The sequence below is a fragment of the Niallia sp. HCP3S3_B10 genome (assembly GCF_052064465.1).
Lineage (GTDB): Bacteria > Bacillota > Bacilli > Bacillales > Cytobacillaceae > Niallia > Niallia hominis.
The window spans coordinates 19,819-40,762 of record NZ_JBQHVO010000013.1; the positions used below are offsets into that span (position 1 = coordinate 19,819).

17 protein-coding genes and 1 riboswitch are annotated in these 20,944 nt (G+C 34.7%); of the genes, 14 read left to right on the forward strand and 3 right to left on the reverse strand.

Translation table 11 applies throughout. The features are described 5' to 3' along the window. Positions 1-54: 54 nt before the first annotated feature. Positions 55-681: a ribonuclease H1 domain-containing protein gene (locus tag ACTNDN_RS08405; protein WP_031539932.1), complete on the reverse strand. Its 627-nt coding sequence runs from the start codon at positions 679-681 to the stop codon at positions 55-57. 159 nt (positions 682-840) lie between these two features. Between ACTNDN_RS08405 and ACTNDN_RS08410 the strand changes: the two genes are divergently transcribed. The 9 genes from ACTNDN_RS08410 (at position 841) to ACTNDN_RS08450 (ending at position 14,977) form a co-directional block, all read left to right on the forward strand. Further along, on the forward strand, positions 841-2,601 hold the full coding sequence (locus ACTNDN_RS08410) for a sensor histidine kinase (protein ID WP_031539931.1): 1,761 nt from the start codon (positions 841-843) through the stop codon (positions 2,599-2,601). Further along, positions 2,594-3,340 (forward strand): LytR/AlgR family response regulator transcription factor, encoded by a 747-nt coding sequence (locus ACTNDN_RS08415; protein WP_031539929.1) that lies wholly within the window; start codon positions 2,594-2,596, stop codon positions 3,338-3,340. The genes ACTNDN_RS08410 and ACTNDN_RS08415 overlap by 8 nt, the downstream gene beginning before the upstream one ends. Before the next feature lie 157 nt (positions 3,341-3,497). Continuing rightward, complete coding sequence (gene cstA, locus ACTNDN_RS08420; protein WP_031539928.1) at positions 3,498-5,294, forward strand: carbon starvation protein CstA; 1,797 nt, start codon at positions 3,498-3,500, stop codon at positions 5,292-5,294. 303 nt (positions 5,295-5,597) lie between these two features. Then, on the forward strand, positions 5,598-7,802 hold the full coding sequence (locus tag ACTNDN_RS08425; RefSeq protein ID WP_441131063.1) for a sensor domain-containing protein: 2,205 nt from the start codon (positions 5,598-5,600) through the stop codon (positions 7,800-7,802). A 120-nt stretch (positions 7,803-7,922) separates the two neighbouring features. Beyond that, on the forward strand, positions 7,923-8,852 hold the full coding sequence (gene glsA, locus ACTNDN_RS08430) for a glutaminase A (RefSeq protein ID WP_031539925.1): 930 nt from the start codon (positions 7,923-7,925) through the stop codon (positions 8,850-8,852). 132 nt (positions 8,853-8,984) lie between these two features. After that, complete coding sequence (gene speD / locus ACTNDN_RS08435; protein WP_031539923.1) at positions 8,985-9,803, forward strand: adenosylmethionine decarboxylase; 819 nt, start codon at positions 8,985-8,987, stop codon at positions 9,801-9,803. 188 nt (positions 9,804-9,991) lie between these two features. Then, positions 9,992-11,161: a M20 family metallopeptidase gene (locus ACTNDN_RS08440; protein WP_251628269.1), complete on the forward strand. Its 1,170-nt coding sequence runs from the start codon at positions 9,992-9,994 to the stop codon at positions 11,159-11,161. Between the two features lie 173 nt (positions 11,162-11,334). After that, complete coding sequence (locus ACTNDN_RS08445) at positions 11,335-13,308, forward strand: methyl-accepting chemotaxis protein (RefSeq protein WP_031537716.1); 1,974 nt, start codon at positions 11,335-11,337, stop codon at positions 13,306-13,308. 220 nt (positions 13,309-13,528) lie between these two features. After that, positions 13,529-14,977, forward strand: coding sequence for an alpha-amylase (locus tag ACTNDN_RS08450; RefSeq protein ID WP_251628265.1), 1,449 nt, complete (start codon positions 13,529-13,531; stop codon positions 14,975-14,977). A 107-nt stretch (positions 14,978-15,084) separates the two neighbouring features. Here the strand turns inward: ACTNDN_RS08450 and ACTNDN_RS08455 are convergent, their stop codons facing one another. Next, positions 15,085-15,726, reverse strand: coding sequence for a LysE family transporter (locus tag ACTNDN_RS08455; protein ID WP_031537720.1), 642 nt, complete (start codon positions 15,724-15,726; stop codon positions 15,085-15,087). Between the two features lie 136 nt (positions 15,727-15,862). Between ACTNDN_RS08455 and ACTNDN_RS08460 the strand changes: the two genes are divergently transcribed. The 3 genes from ACTNDN_RS08460 to ACTNDN_RS08470 all read left to right on the forward strand — a co-directional run bounded on the left by ACTNDN_RS08460 (position 15,863) and on the right by ACTNDN_RS08470 (position 19,217). Then, positions 15,863-16,297: a DUF1801 domain-containing protein gene (locus ACTNDN_RS08460; protein WP_031537722.1), complete on the forward strand. Its 435-nt coding sequence runs from the start codon at positions 15,863-15,865 to the stop codon at positions 16,295-16,297. 160 nt (positions 16,298-16,457) lie between these two features. Beyond that, positions 16,458-17,201 (forward strand): type I methionyl aminopeptidase, encoded by a 744-nt coding sequence (map, locus tag ACTNDN_RS08465; RefSeq protein ID WP_031537723.1) that lies wholly within the window; start codon positions 16,458-16,460, stop codon positions 17,199-17,201. A gap of 274 nt (positions 17,202-17,475) precedes the next feature. After that, positions 17,476-17,655: riboswitch (Lysine riboswitch) on the forward strand. A 152-nt stretch (positions 17,656-17,807) separates the two neighbouring features. Continuing rightward, positions 17,808-19,217, forward strand: a complete 1,410-nt coding sequence (locus ACTNDN_RS08470; protein ID WP_031537724.1) for an amino acid permease — start codon at positions 17,808-17,810, stop codon at positions 19,215-19,217. Between the two features lie 102 nt (positions 19,218-19,319). On the opposite strand, the gene ACTNDN_RS08475 is transcribed toward ACTNDN_RS08470, so the two are convergent. Next, entirely contained in the window at positions 19,320-19,823 is a 504-nt protein-coding gene (locus ACTNDN_RS08475; RefSeq protein ID WP_031537725.1) for a hypothetical protein, read from the reverse strand. A 102-nt stretch (positions 19,824-19,925) separates the two neighbouring features. Between ACTNDN_RS08475 and ACTNDN_RS08480 the strand changes: the two genes are divergently transcribed. Continuing rightward, a complete protein-coding gene (locus ACTNDN_RS08480; protein WP_441131064.1) occupies positions 19,926-20,180 on the forward strand; it encodes a hypothetical protein in 255 nt (84 codons plus the stop codon). 121 nt (positions 20,181-20,301) lie between these two features. Beyond that, a complete protein-coding gene (locus tag ACTNDN_RS08485) occupies positions 20,302-20,715 on the forward strand; it encodes a GNAT family N-acetyltransferase (RefSeq protein ID WP_349205022.1) in 414 nt (137 codons plus the stop codon). Positions 20,716-20,944 lie beyond the last annotated feature (229 nt).

The window sequence follows — 20,944 nt, forward strand, 5'->3', positions numbered from 1 at the left end:
TGCGTATAGTTTCTATTATCGATTAATAGATTTGTTATTTACATAATCGTGAAGTTATTTTCGTCCAAAATCAGCCTTAATCTCTCCATATTTATTCGTATCCCATTTTAAAATCTTATTGGAATAGTTGTTTTCCTTCAACCACTTTTCTGCACGTTCGATTAATTGCCATAATTCTTCTGTTCGCTTGTCTCGCACTAAGGTAGTGTTTGCTTTTTTATTTCGAACCCAAGAAAGAGCGGTCATACTGTCGCTGTAGATGGTCGTATTTTTTTCTTGTTTTTGCAAAAGACTTAGCGCATGTACGATTCCTAAAAACTCACCAATATTATTTGTTCCAAATACTGGCCCATAGTGGAAGAGAACTTCTCCCGTTTTCGTATGGACTCCACGATATTCCATCAACCCAGGATTACCGCTACAAGCTGCATCTACAGATATGCTATTTTCATCAATTGCTTCTAAGGAAGTGTTAGCCTGTTTTTTAGAGGAAGAGCCTTTCGCCGCTTTTTGACCAAAACTCCCTCCTTGATTAAAGGCTTTTTCTGCTTCCTCAAGTGATTGGTAAGATTTAAAAGCTGCTCCTTTAAATCCTTTTGTCTGTTTTTCGCATTCAGCCCACGTACGATAAATCCCAGGTTTTCTTCCATTCCATACAACATAATATTTTTTCCCTGCCATTCATTATAACCAACCTTTCACGTCCTATTAAGTAATCATATCATATAATGAAATCGAAGCACAAAATAGGCATTTAGCCACAAACTTTTGAAAAGGCTTTCTATAATTCTTGTAATTTACTATAATGATGGGGAGTAAAATAGGAGGGTGGGGCATTCATTGTTACAGTTACTTCCACTAATGATTGAAAGAGTCGGTATTTTAGTTATCTTTGCCTTCTTATTATCAAGAATCAAGATTTTCCGTTCGATTATCCATAAGGAATCACAATGGCAGGATAAGCTCTATTTAATTCTTTTCTTTGGCTTGTTCGGGATTATTAGCAACTATACCGGGGTAGAAATTTTAAAAGGAAGCATAAGTACACATACATGGCAGCATGAACTAGATGTATCAAGCGCGATTGCAAATACGCGCATTATGGGTGTTGCGATTGGTGGCATGATTGGAGGTCCTTTAGTAGGTCTTGGAGTGGGATTAATAGCCGGTCTTCACCGCTTAACACTAGGCGGATTTACCGCGCTAGCCTGTGGATTATCAACGATCATGGCAGGGATAGTTACCGGTTTCCTCGGCAGGAAGTATTCTATCCAGCAAGACTCAGCCAGCAAGGCTGTTATTATCGGCATAGCGATGGAAATAATTCAAATGGCATTCATCCTTTTATTCGCATCACCATTAGCTCTTGCACTCGAACTAGTCAAAATCATTGCTTTTCCGATGATTGTCATCAATGGATTTGGGATGTTAATTTTCATTTATATCATACAAAATATTCTTTTAGAAGAGGAAAAAACGAAAGCAGCCCAAACCAATATCGCTTTAAATATTGCACAATCTACACTAGCGTACTTTAGGCAAGGCCTAAATCCTGAATCAAGTAAACAGGTTGCTAAAATTATGCTTAAAGCAACAAACGCAGATGCAGTATCCATTACAAATAGATCGATTGTATTAGCACATGAGGGTCTAGGAAGGGATCATCACATTCCCCTTGATAAAACCTCTACAAAACTTACAGAAAAAGTGTTAAGAGAAGGTAATATATTAGTAGCCAAAAATAAAGACGAAATTCAATGCAACAATCAAGATTGCCCTCTCTATGCTGCTATTTTATTACCCTTAAAAGCGAATAATAAAATAGTTGGTTCATTGAAGCTTTATTTTGCTAATCCCAAAAACATTCAATTAGTAGAATACACAATGGCGGAAGGCTTAAGTAAATTATTTTCTTTACAGCTGGAATTAGCAGAGGCAGAGCTTCAGCAAAGGCTACTAAAAGATGCGGAGATTAAAGCATTGCAATCACAGGTTCATCCCCATTTTCTTTTTAACAGCATGAATACTATATCAGCACTAATTCGCACAGATGGAGAGAAAGCTCGGGAAATGATTCGAAAATTGAGTATTTATTTTCGCAGTAATATACAAGGTTCCAAAAATATGTTAATTCCCTTAACACAGGAATTAGAACATGTGCATGCTTTTTTAGCATTAGAAGAAGCACGGTTTCCAGATAAGTTCATCTTGAAAGAGTCAGTCGATCCTGAATTAAAGAAGGTACTAATTCCCCCTTTTACCCTTCAGCCTTTAGTTGAAAATTCGATACGCCACGCTTTTTCAAAAGGAAATGTTGGAAATATTACGATATCTGCTCATAAAGAAAAGGATAGAATGGTGCTGATTGCAGAAGATGATGGTAAAGGGATGTGTGAGGATACGCTTTATATGATTGGGCAAAAAACAATAACATCTAGCACTGGCACAGGAACCGCGCTTTGGAATATACAAGAGAGAATGAAAAAAATTTATGGAGAAAAAGGGATGTTCAACATTGAAAGTGAGTGGAATAGAGGAACAAAGGTAATGATCAAAATACCATTTAACGAGCCAGCAATCTGGAGGGGAGCAGATGATTAAAGCATTAATTATAGAAGATGAACCATTGGCTAGAGATGAACTAAGCTATCTGTTAAAAAGAAGTAATAAGATGGAGATAGTAGGGGAATGCGATTGCCTTGAAACTGCCTTAGAGTATATTGACAATCTTGAAATCGATGTAATATTTTTAGATATTGAGCTTGGGGAAGAGAACGGGATGAACTTAGCCGAACGTTTAAACCTTAAGGAAAATGGAAATGCCCCTGAAATTGTTTTTGCTACCGCTTATGACGAATATGCTTTGCAGGCGTTTAATGTCAATGCACTTGATTATCTTCTAAAACCATTTGAAGAAGAGCGAATTAATCAAACGATTATAAAACTAGTAAATAAAAGAGAAAGAAAGAGGAATGAAGGGCAAGGAAATAAACTTACTAACTCTCCGATACATAAAAATAAGCTCGCGATTTCAACAAACGAAAAAATTAAAATCATCGATGTAGATTGTATTGTTTATATTAGTGCACAAAATGGAAAAACATTACTTGTTACCGATGAAGAGGAAATGATCGTTACATTTACCTTAAGTCAATTAGAACAAAAGCTAATAAACAGTCCAATTATGAGAGTCCATCGGTCTTATTTAATAAATAAAGAACGAATTTGTGAAATAGAACCATGGTTTAACTCTACTTATTTATTATGTATGAATAATGGGGAAAAGGTGCCATTGAGTAGAAATTATACGAAAGAGATTAAGCAGTTATTCGGTTTTTAACAAAGATGATTTTTTAGTCGAACCTAACAGATAAAATCATTGTATTTTATCTGTTATTTTTTGCATCTCATATATAAATCCCCGCATTCTGTCATGAAAATGACTTATCTTCCTTTTTCATTTTTTATAATAATAGCATTAAAGGAGGTAGATAAATATGAATGCGGTTACAATTGTAATAGCATCTGCGTGTATCTTGATGATTGCTTATCGTTTATATGGTACCTTTATGACTGTAAAGGTATTAAAGCTAAACGATAAAGAAAAAACTCCCGCTCATGAATTAAATGATGGAAAAGACTACGTACCTACAAATAAGTGGGTCACATTTGGTCATCATTTCGCAGCTATTGCTGCAGCAGGACCGCTCGTAGGACCTATTCTTGCTGCACAATTCGGCTATTTACCTGGGCTAATATGGTTATTGATAGGCGCTGTAATCGGTGGTGCTGTCCATGATGCAGTTGTGCTATTTGCTAGTATGAGAAAAAAAGGAAAATCTTTATCCGAGGTAGCAAAGGAAGAACTCGGACCTGTTGCTGGTTTTTGCACAGGGCTTGCTATGCTGTTTATTATTACCATCACTATGGCTGGTCTATCCATGGTAGTATTACACGCTCTGGAAAGAAATCCATGGGGCACATTCTCTGTGGGGATTACTATTCCTATTGCAATGGGCGTAGGAATATTTTATAAAAAGACAGGAAATCTGAAATTATGTACAACAATTGGATTTATTCTATTAATGATTGGTGTGTTTGTTGGCCCAATGATTCAAGAAACAGTAGTTGGAGATTGGCTAACCCTTGATACAAAAACACTTGCGATCATTCTTCCAATCTATGCATTTTTTGCAGCGGCACTTCCTGTGTGGCTACTCTTGGCACCTAGAGACTATTTAAGTAGCTTTATGAAAATAGGTGTGTTTATTGCCCTTATCATTGGTGTTTTTATTATTAATCCCGCCATTGAATTTCCAGCGTTTACGGAATTCGTACACGGAGGGGGACCAGTAATTGCAGGACCAGTATGGCCGTTTATTTCGATTACCATTGCCTGTGGCGCTATTTCTGGCTTCCATGCATTTGTCGGATCTGGAACTACCCCAAAAATGCTCGATAAATGGAGCGATATTAAAGTCGTAGGTTTTGGAGCCATGCTTGTTGAGTGTTTAGTTGGAATTATGGCACTGATTGCTGCAACCGCTTTACATCCTGGAGATTACTTCGCGATAAATTCAACTCCAGAGGTATTTCAGACACTAGGAATGAGTGTATCAAATTTACCAGAGTTAAGTCGTGAAATCGGGATTGATTTAGAAGGCCGAACTGGTGGAGCTGTTACATTGGCTGTTGGAATGTCCTATATATTCACGGAAATCTCTTGGTTTTCTCATCTTGCTTCTTATTTCTTTCAGTTTGTAATCATGTTTGAAGCAGTATTTATTTTGACTGCAATCGACGCTGGTACAAGAACGGCACGTTATTTGATTCAAGACTTTTTAGGCGAGTTTTACAAACCACTAAAGAGGGTCGATTGGTTGCCTGGCTCCATTTTTGCCAGTGCGCTAGCATGTGTGATGTGGGGATATCTATTATTCTCAGGTGATATCAGCTCTGTCTGGGCACTATTTGGGGTATCCAATCAGCTAATGGCAACAATCGGACTTATTATTGGCGCAACCGTGATTTTAAAAATGGCTGATAAAAGAAGATATATGCTCACTTGCCTTATCCCGATGGCTTATTTATTTGTAACAGTAAATTACGCAGGATATTGGATGGTGAAAAATGTTTATTTAAACCCAGAGGCAGTTGGCTATAATGTGTTAAATGCAGTGCTTTCCATTATTATGCTAATCTTAGGCATTATTATCATTATAACAGCAACAAAGAAATGGTTTGACACTTGGAATACTCCGCGTGTACAAGTAGAAACTCCGAACCTTCATTAAATTTCATTATGCAATGGGTTATAAAGTAGGATGTATGTATATGTTCTTACTTTATAACCTTTCTTCGTTATTATTACAATTAAATTCCACATTCACTACCATCAAAAAAAAATCCTTCGGAAAAGAATTTTTCAACTTATAAACAAATTATAATAAGTGTATTCTAATTGTACATGCAAGGACAAAGGTATTAATGAGGTTTTAATCACTGAATATCGGGTATCAATATAATGTTTTGCCAAAATACTTATTTCGGTACATATCACATGATTAGCATCTATGACAAGAGTAAGGAGTTCTTATATGGATTATAAACACAGTGAATTAAAATGGATTATCGCAATTGGCGTTTTTGTTTTATTCTCTGTGATACTTAATGTCTTTGTTACAAGTATCAATAGAGTCATTTTTATTCTGTTACAACTTATCATTACTGCTGGGTTACTTTATGTTTTTTATCAATTAATAAAAAAAATCACCTATGTTCTAGGAGAATATGCACAAACCAATAAAAAATTGCAATCGATTTTCGAAACATTAGATATTGCCATTTGGTTTCATGATTTAAAAACCAATACATTAATGATTACTGCTGGAATTGAAACCATTTACGGATATTCCGTTGAGGATTTTTACAAAAACCATAATCTATGGAAAGAAGTCATTCATCCCGATGATAAAAAAGTTTTAGAGGAGCGAGCAGAGCTTCTTACGAAACAGGATGTCGTTGTTAGCAATTACCGGATCATTAAACCAAATGGAAAAATTCGTTGGATTAAAGATAGAGGGATTGCCGTTTTTGAAAAAGCTACTGGAGAAATGAAGGAATTTACTAGTGTATTGATAGATATAACCGATAATAAAGAAAATGAAGATAAATTTACGAAGCTAGTCGATATGTCTCCAGATATCATCGCGGTAGTTATGGACTATAAATTACATTATATAAATAAAGCCGGTATAAAAATATTTGAAAGTGACCACAGCCCATTAGTCGGTCTTTCTGTTAATGATCTTTTTCCAGAAGAGACTTTTCACTATATCGTTCAAGAATTTAATAAAGGAATAGAACAAAAGAAACAAGTGATCGAAATGGAAATTGATTTCATGAAAGGAAATGGGGAAAAGCTATTACTAGAAATCCATTGTATGCGCATCCTGTTCGGAGGACAGGATGCTGTATTAATACTAGGAAGAGATATTACGTCACGAAAGCAAACAGAATTAAAAATAAAACAATTGGCATTCACTGATGTATTAACAGAATTACCAAATCGAAATAGTTGTATAAGCTTTTTAAACGACCGCTTATTAAACTGTGATGAAGTTCAAACAATGGCTGTATTATTTCTAGATTTGGATCAATTTAAACGGATTAATGACACAAAAGGGCATGGTACTGGTGATATTATATTAAAAAAAGTAGCCCATAGGTTAAAATCTGCTATAAAAGAGAATGATTTTGTAGCACGTTTAGGTGGAGATGAATTTTTAATCTTATTAGAGAATAAAACAAAATGGGAGACATCGGAAGTAGCAAAAAAAATCATTAGTCAATTTTCTGTTCCATTTATTGTGAAGCAAGATGAATTCTTCGTAACACCTAGCATTGGTATCAGCATGTTTCCTGAGGATGGCAAAGAACAAGAATCATTAATAAAAAATGCGGATGCAGCTATGTATGTTGCCAAAGATTATGGAAAAAACAATTATCAATTTTACTCTTCCTCTAATGCAGAAAAAGGGGCAAGAAAAATGGAATTGGAGATGGCTCTTCAAAAGGCAATTGCTAATAATGAATTAGAACTATATTATCAGCCACAAATAAATAATACTACAGGAAACATATATGGAGTGGAAGCACTTTTACGCTGGAAACACCCTGCATATGGCTATTTATCTCCCGATGAATTTATTCCCATTGCAGAAGAAACGAATTTAATGCTATCTATAGGGGAATGGGTATTGACACATGCATTTATGCAAAAGAAAAAATGGGATCTAGCGGGCAAAAAAGATATAAAGCTCGCAATCAATATTTCTGCACGCCAATTTCAATACAGCGACTTCTTTCCTTTTCTTCAAAAAGAGGTGAAAAGACTTCAAATAAACACAGCGAAAATAGAGTTAGAAATAACAGAAAGTATCATGCAGAATATAGAAAAAGCAACAATTGAACTAAATAGTATAAAACGACTTGGCTTTCAAATATCCATTGATGATTTTGGAAAAGGCTATTCGTCATTAAGTTATTTGAGATCACTACCGATTGATACAATTAAAATCGATAAAAGCTTTATCGATGATATCAGTCATCCAAAGCATAAGGGATCGTTAGCAAAAGTAATTATTGATATGGGGCATAATATGAATTTTATCGTCATCGCAGAGGGTGTTGAAACAAAAGAACAAGTGGACTTTCTTCAGAAGCATGAATGCGAAATTGTCCAAGGTTATTACTATAGTAAACCATTGACTTCAGATGAACTGGAGAAATTATATCTTTAGTAGTTATGAAATAAGCACTATTTTTCTTCTTGCGCTTCTAACGTTATACTTAAATTAAGATAAACTTATTTAAGTTGATCAAAGAAGCTTAAAAAATCTTTTGCAAAGTTGGTGATCAAATTGCCTTGTCAATCAAATGAAGAATTAGAAAGCATTCTTTTGGAAGCAAAGCAGTATACAAGAGAAGGGAAAGTAGCCGATTATATCCCCGCTCTAAGTAAAGCAAATCCAGATGATTTATCTGTGGCAATCTATCATCCTGATGGTACTTGTTATTCTGCTGGATGTATTCAAGAAAAAATCACGTTACAAAGTATCTCTAAAGTAATTACATTAGCTCTAGCTTTAATGGAATCAGGGGAAGAATACGTTTTTAGCAAAGTAGGATATGAGCCTACGGGTGATCCGTTTAATTCCATCGTTAAACTAGAAATGAGCAATCCATCTAAACCATTAAACCCAATGATAAATGCTGGTGCACTGGCAGTTACTCATATGATTAAGGGGAATTCGGTTGAAGAGCGGTTTCGAAAAATAATTGATTTTGTAAAAAGGCTATCTGGAAATGAGGAAATTAGCTATTCAGCTGAGGTTGCAAAATCAGAATTTGAAACATCTCATTTAAATAGAGCACTATGTTTTTTTATGAAACAACATGGCATTATTAATGAAGATGTAGAAGAATTATTGGACTTATATACAAAACAATGCTCTATAGAAGTGAATTGCTTAGATTTAGCAAGAATTGGGATTGTCTTTGCTTTAAATGGCAAGGAACCAATTACAAATAAGCAATTAATGCCTGCACATGTTGCACGCATTTGCAAAACTTTCATGGTAACATGCGGAATGTATAATGCTTCTGGAGAATTTGCCGTACGGGTTGGAATTCCTGCAAAAAGTGGGGTAGCCGGCGGGATATTAGGTGCGGTACCAAATCGCTTTGGAATTGGCATTTCCGGACCTGCCCTCGATGACAAAGGAAATAGTGTTGCCGGATTAAAACTATTAGAAATACTTGCAAGCAAATATGAATTAAGTATGTTTTAAAGGAAAATTAAATCGCTAATCTTTTGTTATTTCCGATAGAAAGGAATACAAGAGATTAGCGATTTTTTGGTTAATCTACCATCTGTTCGGGTAACATAATTATACTTACATGTTAGAAAAAGGGGGATAAACATGAGTTTAACACCTCAGCAGCGCATAGAGCTACATGGATTTAATAATTTAACAAAGTCTTTAAGCTTTAATATGTATGATATATGCTATACACGGACTAGGAGTGAACGTGAAGCCTATTTACAATATATTGACGAACAATATAATGCAGATCGTTTAACGAAGATATTAAAAAATGTTTCAGATATCATTGGAGCCCATGTGTTGAATGTAGCCAAGCAAGATTATGAACCACAAGGGGCAAGCGTTACATTACTCGTCTCAGAAGGACCAGTATCTGAAGCACCAAAGGAAGTATTTGAAGAATCGCCAGGACCACTACCAGGAGGATTTCCAGGCTCTGTTGTGATGCATCTCGACAAAAGTCATATTACGGTTCATACATATCCTGAATATCATCCAGATGAAGGAATCAGTACCTTTCGCGCCGATATCGATGTCTCTACTTGTGGAGAAATCTCTCCCTTAAAGGCATTAAATTATTTAATCTACTCTTTCGATACAGATATAATGATTATGGATTACCGTGTTAGAGGGTTTACCCGCGATATTCATGGCCATAAATTATTTATCGACCATGACATAAATTCCATCCAAAACTATATACCTGATGATGTTAAAGCACAATTTGATATGATTGATGTCAATATATATCAAGAGAATATCTTTCATACAAAATGTAAGCTAAAACAATTTGATTTAAATAATTATTTATTTGGCTATAAAGAAGAGGAACTTAAACTAGAAGATCGCATTTTTATTACAGAAAAGCTAACGCAAGAAATGAATGAAATATTTTATGGGAAAAATATTAAGTGAATGTAGACTGGCTAAAACTCTTTAATCAAGAGATTAGCCAGTTTTTTTATCGTCATTAGCGGCGAAAAAAAAACTCTATTTTTATGCATAAATATACTCTGATTATTATTTTTACGCATTTTTTACTAGCTTTTTTATAGAAAATTGGTAAACTAGTAATGTATAAAAGAGAGAAAGGTGCGAAAATAATGAAACAAATCATCATAGATGCAATGAACGAAAATGAAGCTAAATTTAAAGATATAAGTATATATATCGGCGACAATCCTGAACTAGGACATGAAGAATTTAAAGCTTGCAAAATATTGACAGATACATTAAAAGAGCATGACTTCCATGTCGAAATTGGGATATGCGATTTACCTACTGCATTTAAAGCCACATACGATAGCGGAAAAGAAGGACCCACTATCGGTTATATGGCAGAATACGACGCATTGCCAGAATTAGGTCACGCTTGTGGACATAATTTAATAGCTGTAATGGGGATTGCAGCAGGAATTGGTCTTAGTAAGGTTTTAGAAGAAACAGGGGGAAAGGTTATTGTTTATGGTACACCTGCTGAAGAAACAAAAGGCGGAAAAGTGACTATGGCTGAAGCCGGTATTTTTGAAGAATTGGATGTAGCTATGATGGTTCATCCTTTAGATAACTATATGAAGAGTGGCGACTCGCTTGCAATGGATGCCATTCAATTTGAGTTCTTTGGAAAATCTGCCCACGCTGCTGCAAGTCCGCATCTAGGAATTAATGCACTAGATGCAGTATTACATACTTTTAATAGTATTAATGCATTAAGACAGCACATAAAACCAGATGCACGAATTCACGGTGTAATCACAGAGGGTGGAAAAGCTGCAAATATCGTCCCTGATTATGCAGTGGCTCAATTCTATGTAAGAGCAGGAAAAAGAGAAGATGTAAATATATTAGTTGAAAAAGTGAAAAAATGCGCTGAAGGAGCAGCACTCCAAACAGGTGCTACCGTGAAATCTAGCTTTTATGAATTTTCCTATGATGACATGATTACAAATAAAACGTTATCTGATGTCTTTACTAAGCAACTAGTTTCTTTAGGAGTAGAAGAAATTGAAATTCACGAACAAAGAGATGGTTCTGGATCGCTAGATATGGGAAATGTAAGCCAAGTAGTACCAGCCATTCACCCGTATGTGAAAATTTGTAACGAATCCTATGCATGTCATACACATGAGTTTAGAGAAGCAGCTATGTCGGAGCAAGGAAGAGATGCAATGTTATTAGGTGCAAAATCGATGGCACTAACTGGTTTAGAAATCTTAACGAATAAAGAGTTATTAGCAGCAATCAAAAAAGAGTTTGCTAAAAATAAACAATAAGGAAGAAGAAACTCCCCTTATCTTTTTACATCACTATCTGTAGAAAATAAGGGTTTTTTTTTGTTCAATTAAGGCGTAATTATGACAATTTTACCTCTTTTGCAATAGACTGAAGTGTTTCATTTATAATGAATAAGTCCTATATTTATTCATAAAGGGGTTATAAAAAGAATATGAAAAAAATATTACAGAACAGCATGACAGTTAAAAAGAGATTATACGCAAGCTTTTTCATTTTATTAATTATTCCTACCATTTTTATTGGTGTATTCTCTTATGTCAATTCTAAGAAACAATTAGAACAAGAAATGATGGCCAATGCGTACCAACAGATTCAGCAGCTAAACGGAAATATTACAACCGAATTATCAACTAAAATTGAGCAAGTAAACAAGCTTCGAAAGGAATGGGGGGAACCAAATAAGTCTGTATCAGATGATGTTGTTATCAATATGCTAGAAAAATACTACTATTTCTATGATGATATTGACAGTATATTTTTTGCTACGAAACAAGGACAATATATACAGCAGCCAGCAGACAAGGTAACAGAAAATTATGATCCAACTGCAAGTGAATGGTTTATTGCAGCAGAGGAGAATCCAGATGATATATATATATCAGATCCCTATATATCTGCTAGTACCAACGAAATGGTCGTTACGATTGCTGGCATAACCGAAGATCGAAAGAAGGTTATCGGTTTGAAGATTAAGCTGAGTGCCATACAAATTTTTGTGAATAATATCACAATAGGAAAGGAAGGTTATGCTTTTCTATTGGATGATAAATTTGCTTACATGGCTCATCCAACAGAAAAAATTGGCGAAGTTGGGACAGAAAACTATATTGAAAGGATGAAATTAGAAAAAACAGGTGCTTTTTCCTACAGCCTTGATAATAAAGAGAAAAAGCTAACCTATCTCACCAATAATCTAACTGGTTGGAAGATTGCTGGATCTATGTATGTAGAAGAAGTTTCGGATGCTTCCTTTCCAATACTAAGAGCATCATTCTTTGCAATTATCGGTTTTATTATTATAGGTTCTATTCTTATTTATAGAAATATACAGTCCATTATTAAGCCTTTAAATCAAATAAAAGAAAAAGCAGCTCTTGTTGGAAAAGGAGATTTAACACAGGAATTAGTAGTGAAAAGGAGAGATGAAATTGGGCATTTGACAATATCCTTCCAGAAAATGCAAGAAAACTTAAAACGATTAATCAAACATTTAGAAAAAAGCATTACACAGGTTGCTGCATCTAGTGATAACCTTACCGCGAGCTCCTCTTCTTCGACAAAGATAGTAGAAGATTTAGTATCTGTCATACAAGAAATAGCTTCAGGTGCCGAGCATCAAAAGCAAGAAGTCGAAACAAGCACTAAAAAAATAAAAAATATTACAGAGAAAACAGGATTAATACGCGAGAATTCTCTCTATATGTCCAAATTGGGCAATAGCACTTTAGAGAAAGCAAAAGAAGGGGAAGTTGCTATTAATCAGGCAGAATCTCAAATGCAATTAATTGTTGATTCTGTAATAAAATCAGATAAACAAATAGAAACATTACATAAACGTTCCAAGGAAGTCGAATCTATTATTCAATTAATAAGTACTATTGCCAACCAAACGAATCTTTTAGCATTAAATGCCGCGATTGAAGCAGCTAGAGCAGGAGAAAATGGCAAAGGTTTTTCTGTAGTGGCAGAAGAAATTAGAAAATTGGCAGAGACAACCCAAAAATCAGCGGGGGAAATCGAATATTTAGTGAAAGAAATACAGACAGATACCCATTCAACCGTAGATATGATGACACTTGTCCACAAGCAAGTTGATGGTGGTCTTTCTGTCATCTCTTCAGTTAAAAAGAAATTTCATGCTATCTCTTCTAGTATGAATGAAACTGCACCGATTATTGATGAAGTAACACTTTCTTCTGAAGAAGTATATAAGCATATTAAAACGCTTGTCGAAACATTTGAATCCTTATATGAATTTAGTAAACAAAACGCAGCATTATCCGAAGAACTATCTGCATCCACAGAAGAGCAACTAGCATCATTTGAAGAAGTCCATGCTACTGCTAAGACTCTCGCAAAGACTGCTGATCATTTAAAATCGTTCATTGGTCAATTCCATTATTAATACTCTTTTGGTTTATAGGTTTTTACTAAAAATGATGAAAATGAATACGGAAAGCCATCATACAATAAGTAACAGTGTTGTTTAGATATCCCCCAATAACCTACTTATTTATAAATAGGCTTGAAAATCCATCATTCTGGGTAGAATTACTTCATAAGAAAGCTTAACTAATTATTCTAAAAAAGATAAGCTATATTTTATGGAGTAGGAGAATAGATAAATGGAAAATAAAACAATGATGCAGTTTTTTGAATGGCATTTAGTTGCTGATGGACAACATTGGAATCGTTTGAAAGAGCAAGCAGGAAAATTAAAAGAAGTAGGTATTGACTCTATCTGGATTCCCCCAGTTACAAAAGCGGCTTCCAAAGATGACAATGGATATGGCGTTTATGATGTCTATGATTTAGGAGAATTTGATCAAAAGGGTACCATCCGGACCAAATATGGCACAAAACAGGAATTACATGATGCAATAGAAGCGTGTCATAATGTTGGCATACAAGTTTATGTCGATGTTGTCATGAATCATAAGGCAGCAGCAGATGAAAAAGAAACGATTAAGGCTATTGAAGTGAATCCTGAAAATAGAGAAGAAGAAATATCTGAACCACATGAAATAGAAGCATGGACGAAATTTACCTTTCCAGGAAGAGGGGATACTTACTCCCCTTTCAAGTGGAACTTTCAGCATTTTAATGGAACAGATTATGATAACAAAGCTAAAAAAGCTGGAGTCTTTAGGATTATCGGCGAAAATAAAATGTGGAATACAAATGTTGATGATGAATTCGGGAATTATGACTATCTAATGTTCGCCAATATCGATTATAATAATGAACTCGTCCAAAATGAAATGATTTCATGGGGAAAATGGCTTTACAAGACACTTAATTGTGATGGCTACCGATTAGATGCAATCAAACATATTAATCATTCCTTTATTAAAAAATTTGCCCATTCCATATTAGAAGAAAAAGAAGATTTCTATTTCGTAGGAGAATTTTGGAAAGCAGATATTAACGAATGTCAGGAATTTTTGCAGCAAACAGACTATACAATCGATTTATTTGATGTTCCTCTTCACTATAAATTGCATACTGCTTCTATGGAGGGCAGTAATTTTGATCTTTCTACAATCTTTGAAGGAACGTTAGTGGAAGATAATCCGCTTAATTGCGTTACCTTTGTCGATAACCATGATACCCAACCAGGTGAATCGCTTGAATCTTGGGTAGAGGATTGGTTTAAGCAGATAGCATATAGCCTAATATTGCTTCGAAAAGATGGCTATCCAACGATTTTCTATGGCGATTACTTTGGAATTGGCGGAGAACTTCCAATGGAAGGAAAAAAGGCTGCAATTGATCCATTACTGTATGTACGAAAGAAAAAAGCATATGGTAATCAAGATGATTATTTTGATGATCCCAATGTAATTGGCTGGGTACGCCATGGTGAGACGGAAATAGAAAGATCCGGATGTGCTGTCGTCATTTCTAATAAAGAAGAAGGCAGCAAAAAAATGTTTGTTAGCGAAACACGAAGTGGGGAAGAGTGGATAGATTTTACGAATACAAGAAAAGATCGAGTGAAAATAGGGAAAGATGGTTTTGGTAATTTCCCTGTAAATGCCCAAAGTGTTTCTGTTTGGGGATTAGCTGATTAAACAAAATCAAACAAATGTCAAAAAAGACGCTGTAACACAAAGCGTCTTTTTTGCATAAAATTAATCAATAAAAAATCGCTCTAAATAAAATGGTTACTAGATTGTTTCTAGGAAGAAAAGAATAATTTTACAATCCCTTGATAACCAAAATATGCGCCAAATAAAACTAAAGATAGTCCAGAAATAACGGAAATTCCTCTTAATGTTCCAAGTGTAAGAAACCGCCTAAAGCCATTTGTTAAGGCTGCAACAATTATATCCCATATTGTAAGACCTAGAAAAATCATACTACTATAAACCAACAAGGAACTAGTCCCATTTTCTTGGGCGGTTTTAGCTAAAACAGATCCATATATTCCTAACCAAAAGAGAATAGATAAAGGACTAGTAATAGACATAATAAATCCTGTTAGAAAACATTTAAACAGGGAATCTTTGCCCCTAAGGGAATCAAGCTTGAGATTCTGAGCTCCAATAATGCTTTCAAACCCTGTATAAATTAATACAAATCCGCCAAAAAGCCAAAGGAATATTTGCACGATGGCTATCTCAAGAAAATGAACCATTCCGATATATACCATTATCATAAAAATACCATCGGCAAGCATGGAACCAAACCCTACAATCCAGGCATGCCAAAAACCATTTTTTATTCCTTTATCAATTCTCGCAGAATTTACTGGTCCAATTGGTGCAGCTAATGTAAAGCCTAACAAGATATAGCTTAGTAAAATGGTTACACTGAACATCCGAGTCTCTACACATCCTTTCTTGTACATGCTATGAAGACTAGTAAGAGGATATGTGAATTAATTTAAAAAGATAAAAAACTAATCATTCAAATTTTGAAACTAGCTTTATAATAGAAAGAAAAGGAGACTTTTCATGTATAAATTAAAAACAAAGGAAACAGATCAAGATGTTGTTGAATATATAGAATCATCCTTAACAAGTAATACAAAAAAAGAGGATGCCTATAAACTAATCGACATTTTTTCTGATATTACTGGATTACCACCGAAAATGTGGGGGACGAGTATTATTGGTTTTGGTACGTATCACTACAAGTATGCAACAGGTCATGAGGGAGATGCACCTATCGTTGGCTTCGCTCCTAAAAAAGCAAGAATCAGCCTCTATTTAACGACAGAGGAAGAAACAAGAGCCTTTTATTTAGAGCGAATCGGCAAACACAAGGCTGGAGTTGGCTGTGTATATATTAATAAGCTTGCTGATATTAACGAGGAGACCCTAAAGGAATTTATCGAAAAATCGGTCGAAATAATTCGTGAAAAACATTCTATACACAAGGAGAAATAAACAAAGAATGAGAGCAGAAATTTAGGAATTTAAGAATGGGATTTCAAATAATTAGTAACTTCTAATAGGTAAATTCCTTTTACTTACTGCCAATATTAGCATATAATAATAGACGCGAAAAGGATTCGAGAACTGATATAGATGAACAAGGAGAATTAAAATGATTGTAAAGAATGAACAAGACATTAATGGTCTGAAAGAAATTGGTAAAATTGTAAGTATCATCAGAGAGGAATTAATAAAAATAACAGTGCCAGGAGTGACAACAAAAGAACTAGATGATTTAGCAGGTAAGCTATTTGCTGAACATGGTGCAGTTTCAGCCCCTCAAGATATGTACGATTTTCCAGGATATACTTGTATTTCTGTGAATGATGAAGTGGCACATGGCATTCCCGGAGATCGAGTAATTCAAGAAGGAGATTTAGTTAATATCGATGTATCTGCAAGTAAAAATGGTTACTTTGCTGATACAGGTAAATCATTCGTTGTCGGGAATGGCGATCCTAAACTAATCAAACTTTGTGAAGTGGCACAAGAAGCATTTGAAGAAGGACTTAAATGCTTTAAGCCTGGAGCAAAGAAGAATCGTATCGGAAAATTTGTTTACAACACAGCAAAAAAGCACGGATTTACGGTAATTAAAAATTTAACAGGTCATGGGATAGGAACTTCCCTGCACGAAAAACCAGATCATATCCTTAATTATTTCGACTCATGGGATACGGACCTGCTTCGAGATGGAATGGTTATCGCATTTGAACCATTTATATCTACTGGTTCAGAAGAAGTTTATGAAAAAAATGATGGCTGGACATTCTCTACTAAAGAAAAAAGCTTTGTTGCACAATACGAGCATACAGTTATTATAACAAAAGAGAAACCGATTATTACAACCTTATAAGCTTTTACAACCAAGCTCTGTTCATTCAACAGAGCTTGGTTTCTATTTCATCTCATTATTTTCATGCAATCCTTAACTCCTTCTTTACATATCCTCTCCTGTGTTAAACGTAATTTTTGGTAATATACCTTCAAAGAATTACAACCTAATAAGCATTTACGATAATTGCGAATTTACCGATAGTTCCCTCTATTTGTTTTTCCATTGACATCAATAAATATATCGAATAACCTAATACATATCTTTTTTATATTTAAAAATCCTTATCAGCTCAAGATGAGGTAGAGGTTGCGATTTTTATTAGTAAAAAGAGGAAGAGCAAAGAGAGCTCATTGATTGCTTTTGAAAGGAAAAGTCGCCGAAGCACTATTATTCTCTAATAATAGTAGCTGGGACTGCATACGAATAGGTGCAGGACTGTCATAGGATCTTACTATGGTGAACTATCTTTATATCTGAAGGTTTTTCTACCTTCACACCATTTAGAGGTGTGTTTTTTTATGCCTTGGAAATAATAAAAATACATTTTGTTGTATAAGAATTTAAGGTGTTAAAGTAAATCTCCTATGTCATACGTTTAGCAAATACTTCTTAAAGGAGAAAAACATGAATTCAAAAGGAACATTAGGATTAGGGATATTAATATCCTTAGTTGTAGGTAATATGGTAGGATCAGGAATTTTTATGCTTCCTCGATCATTATCGGAAGTAGCAAGCCCTGCTGGGGTTATCTTAGCTTGGCTATTAACAGGATTCGGAGTGCTGGTAACTGCCTTAGTGTTTGGGAATTTAGCCATTCGTAAGCCTAATTTAACGGGCGGTCCACAAATTTATGCGAAAGAATTATTTAAACCAGATTCAAAAAAATCTACTCTTTCTGGCTTTATGTCTACATGGGGGTATTGGATAGGTAATCTAACTGGAAATGTTGCCATTATCACTACTTTTGCTGGTTATTTATCAACGTTTTTCCCGATTTTAACAAGTCAAGCCGTTTTATTGAATATAGGTTCTTTTACTCTTTATGTAGGAAATACGTTTACATTCGTTGTCTGTACAATTTTATTATGGGGAACACATTACATTATTTTAAACGGATTGGAAAACGCAGGTAAATTAAATGTTATTGCAACAGCTTCAAAGGTTATTGGTTTTATGCTATTTATCATCATCGCGTTATTTGCATTTGAATCAAGCAATATCCTACCCTTTGCAGAACCAAAAATAAATGAAGTAGGTAAGTCAGTTGGATTGTTTGGACAAATCAATAGTGCTGCAATGACAACATTATGGGCATTTATCGGTGTAGAATCAGCAGTTGTTTTTGCTTCTAGAGCAAAGAGGCAATCCGATGTAAAAAAAGCAACCATCTTTGGTCTATTAATTGCTTTAGCTATCTATATTGGAATCAGCACCCTTGTAATGGGCATTCTTACACAGGATCAATTGGTCGCTTCACAAAAGCCTTTAATTGATGCAATAGAAGCTGTTCTTGGTCCCATCGCAGGAAAAGTGCTCGCAGGTATAGGGTTAATTAGTTTGTTCGGATCAACAATTGGTTGGATTATGTTAAGTGCAGAAGTGCCTTATGCAGCTGCTAAACAAGGAATTTTCATTCCAGCTTTCTTAAAAGAAAATAATAAGAGTATTCCAACATTTTCCTTAATCGTAACAAATATCTTAGGGCAATTATTCATTTTCTCGACTGTGTCAAAAAGCATATCACAAGCATTTGATTTTATTATTTATATTGCAACACTAAGCTATCTGGTTCCTTATTTAATTTCAACCATCTTCCAATTGAAATTAGTTATAACTGGTGAAACATATAATTCACTGAAGGAAAGAAGATGGGATTTTGTTATTGGATTCCTTGCGACAATCTACTCCGTTTGGGTAATTATCGCAGGAACTGCAGATATTAAAACATTTAGTTTCGGTGTTTTATTACTATTAAGCGGAATTCTTTTCTATAATCAACTAAATAAAAAAGAAACAAAGAAGAAATCTGTCTAATATTTCAATAAGTTCTATTTAAGAATGGGATATAAGTATTCCACCTAGTAATAAAAACGAACAGTTATACAAATTTCGTATAATTGTTCGTTTTTTGTTTTTCTAAATAGATTCACTTACAGTGCTGTCATCCCACTCTACTTCATGCTCCTTTGAAAGCTTATCTAATTCAGTCATATATTGACGTATAAGTGTGCGAGCTTCCTCCAGCATGGCATTCGCTTCTTCAACAAGCCTAATATCTTGCGTTTCTAACGCTGTAAGTATTTTTACAAACGCATTAAACTGAATATCAGCGCCCTTTATATATATTTCATGTATTTCTCTTACCTCGTCTGTTTCCACCTTTACCCTATTTAATTCTTTAATAAATTCATTATAATTGGGAATCACTGTTGTTTGGATTGTATCATACATTGTCCAATCATCCGTATAATTGAGTCCAGACACAGAATCATACGCAGCCACGGCCTTAGCCTCTAATTCAAAGGCTGTTGTCATATCTTCATTTACATATTGAAGCAAATCCTCTTTAACTGGATCAGTAGAGCAAGCTGTAATCAGAAATAAAAAGGGAATTAAGATAATTTTAATAACTTTTTTCACTCCTTCACCTCCTTCTCCTTACTGTATGAAGGAGTGGAAGTCCACTATGAAAAGAAAATCGAAAAGGGAAGAGCCTAAAATTACAATTGGGGACCGGTTTATATGATTGATACATTATTTAAGCAAATTCTTTTCTTACTCATACCATTTGCTTATTTAAGCTGGTTTGCATGGTGGAGTAAATCATGGATTGTTTTTCTTCCTATATTAGTAAACCTTCCCTCTGTCATTACTGAACAATTTCCTTTGACAGAGGAATGGAAGGCAATTATTTCATCTATTTTCCTATTTATCATGATGTTAGCTTTTTTAATTTGGCAAATCTGGTTATTGAAAAAAGAAAATAAGCCAACCTAATGGCAGTTAAAGCATATCCGAAAAAAAGATATGCTTTTTTTAAAAAAACAATTGAATATTAATTCATATTATTGTATAAATATTATTATGAAGATACGGATATTAAAGGGGAAAAATAAGTATGGATTATTTTATTACGGAAGAGCTGCCACCATTTTCACAGTTTGCCTTATTACATGAGGACAGTGGCTTATTAAAAAGTAAAAAAGGAAACTATACAAGAGAACAATTATATGAAGCAGCTAAAAATAGCTGGTACTCCATTTCCATCTACCACAATCAAAAACTTATTGCTTTCGGTCGTATGATTTCAGATGGAGTTTACCAATCATTAATCTGTGATGTCATGGTTCATCCTGAAGAGCAGGGAAAAGGACTAGGAAAGCAAATCATTGAAAAGCTCGTCTATAAATGTAAGCAATCAGGTATTCAATCGATTCAATTATTCTCAGCGAAAGGGAAGCATCCCTTTTATAAAAAATTAGGGTTTGTAGAAAGAGAACAAGACGCTCCTGGCATGTCTCTCCTCTTTTAGAGGTTGGGACAAATCTAAATAACTAATCTTTAAAGACGAACAATCTCTAATTTAGCTCTTAAATAAAGCTACTTTTTCATATTAGTTATTTATGGTTATTTATGGTTTTAAATATATTCAAGTGTAAAAACTAAGTCGTTCCATTGCGCTACAGACGGTCGATGCGCCGGGGAGGAAGCTGAGCCTCCTCGGCACGCGCCTGCGGGGTCTCAGCCTTTCCTCTATTTCC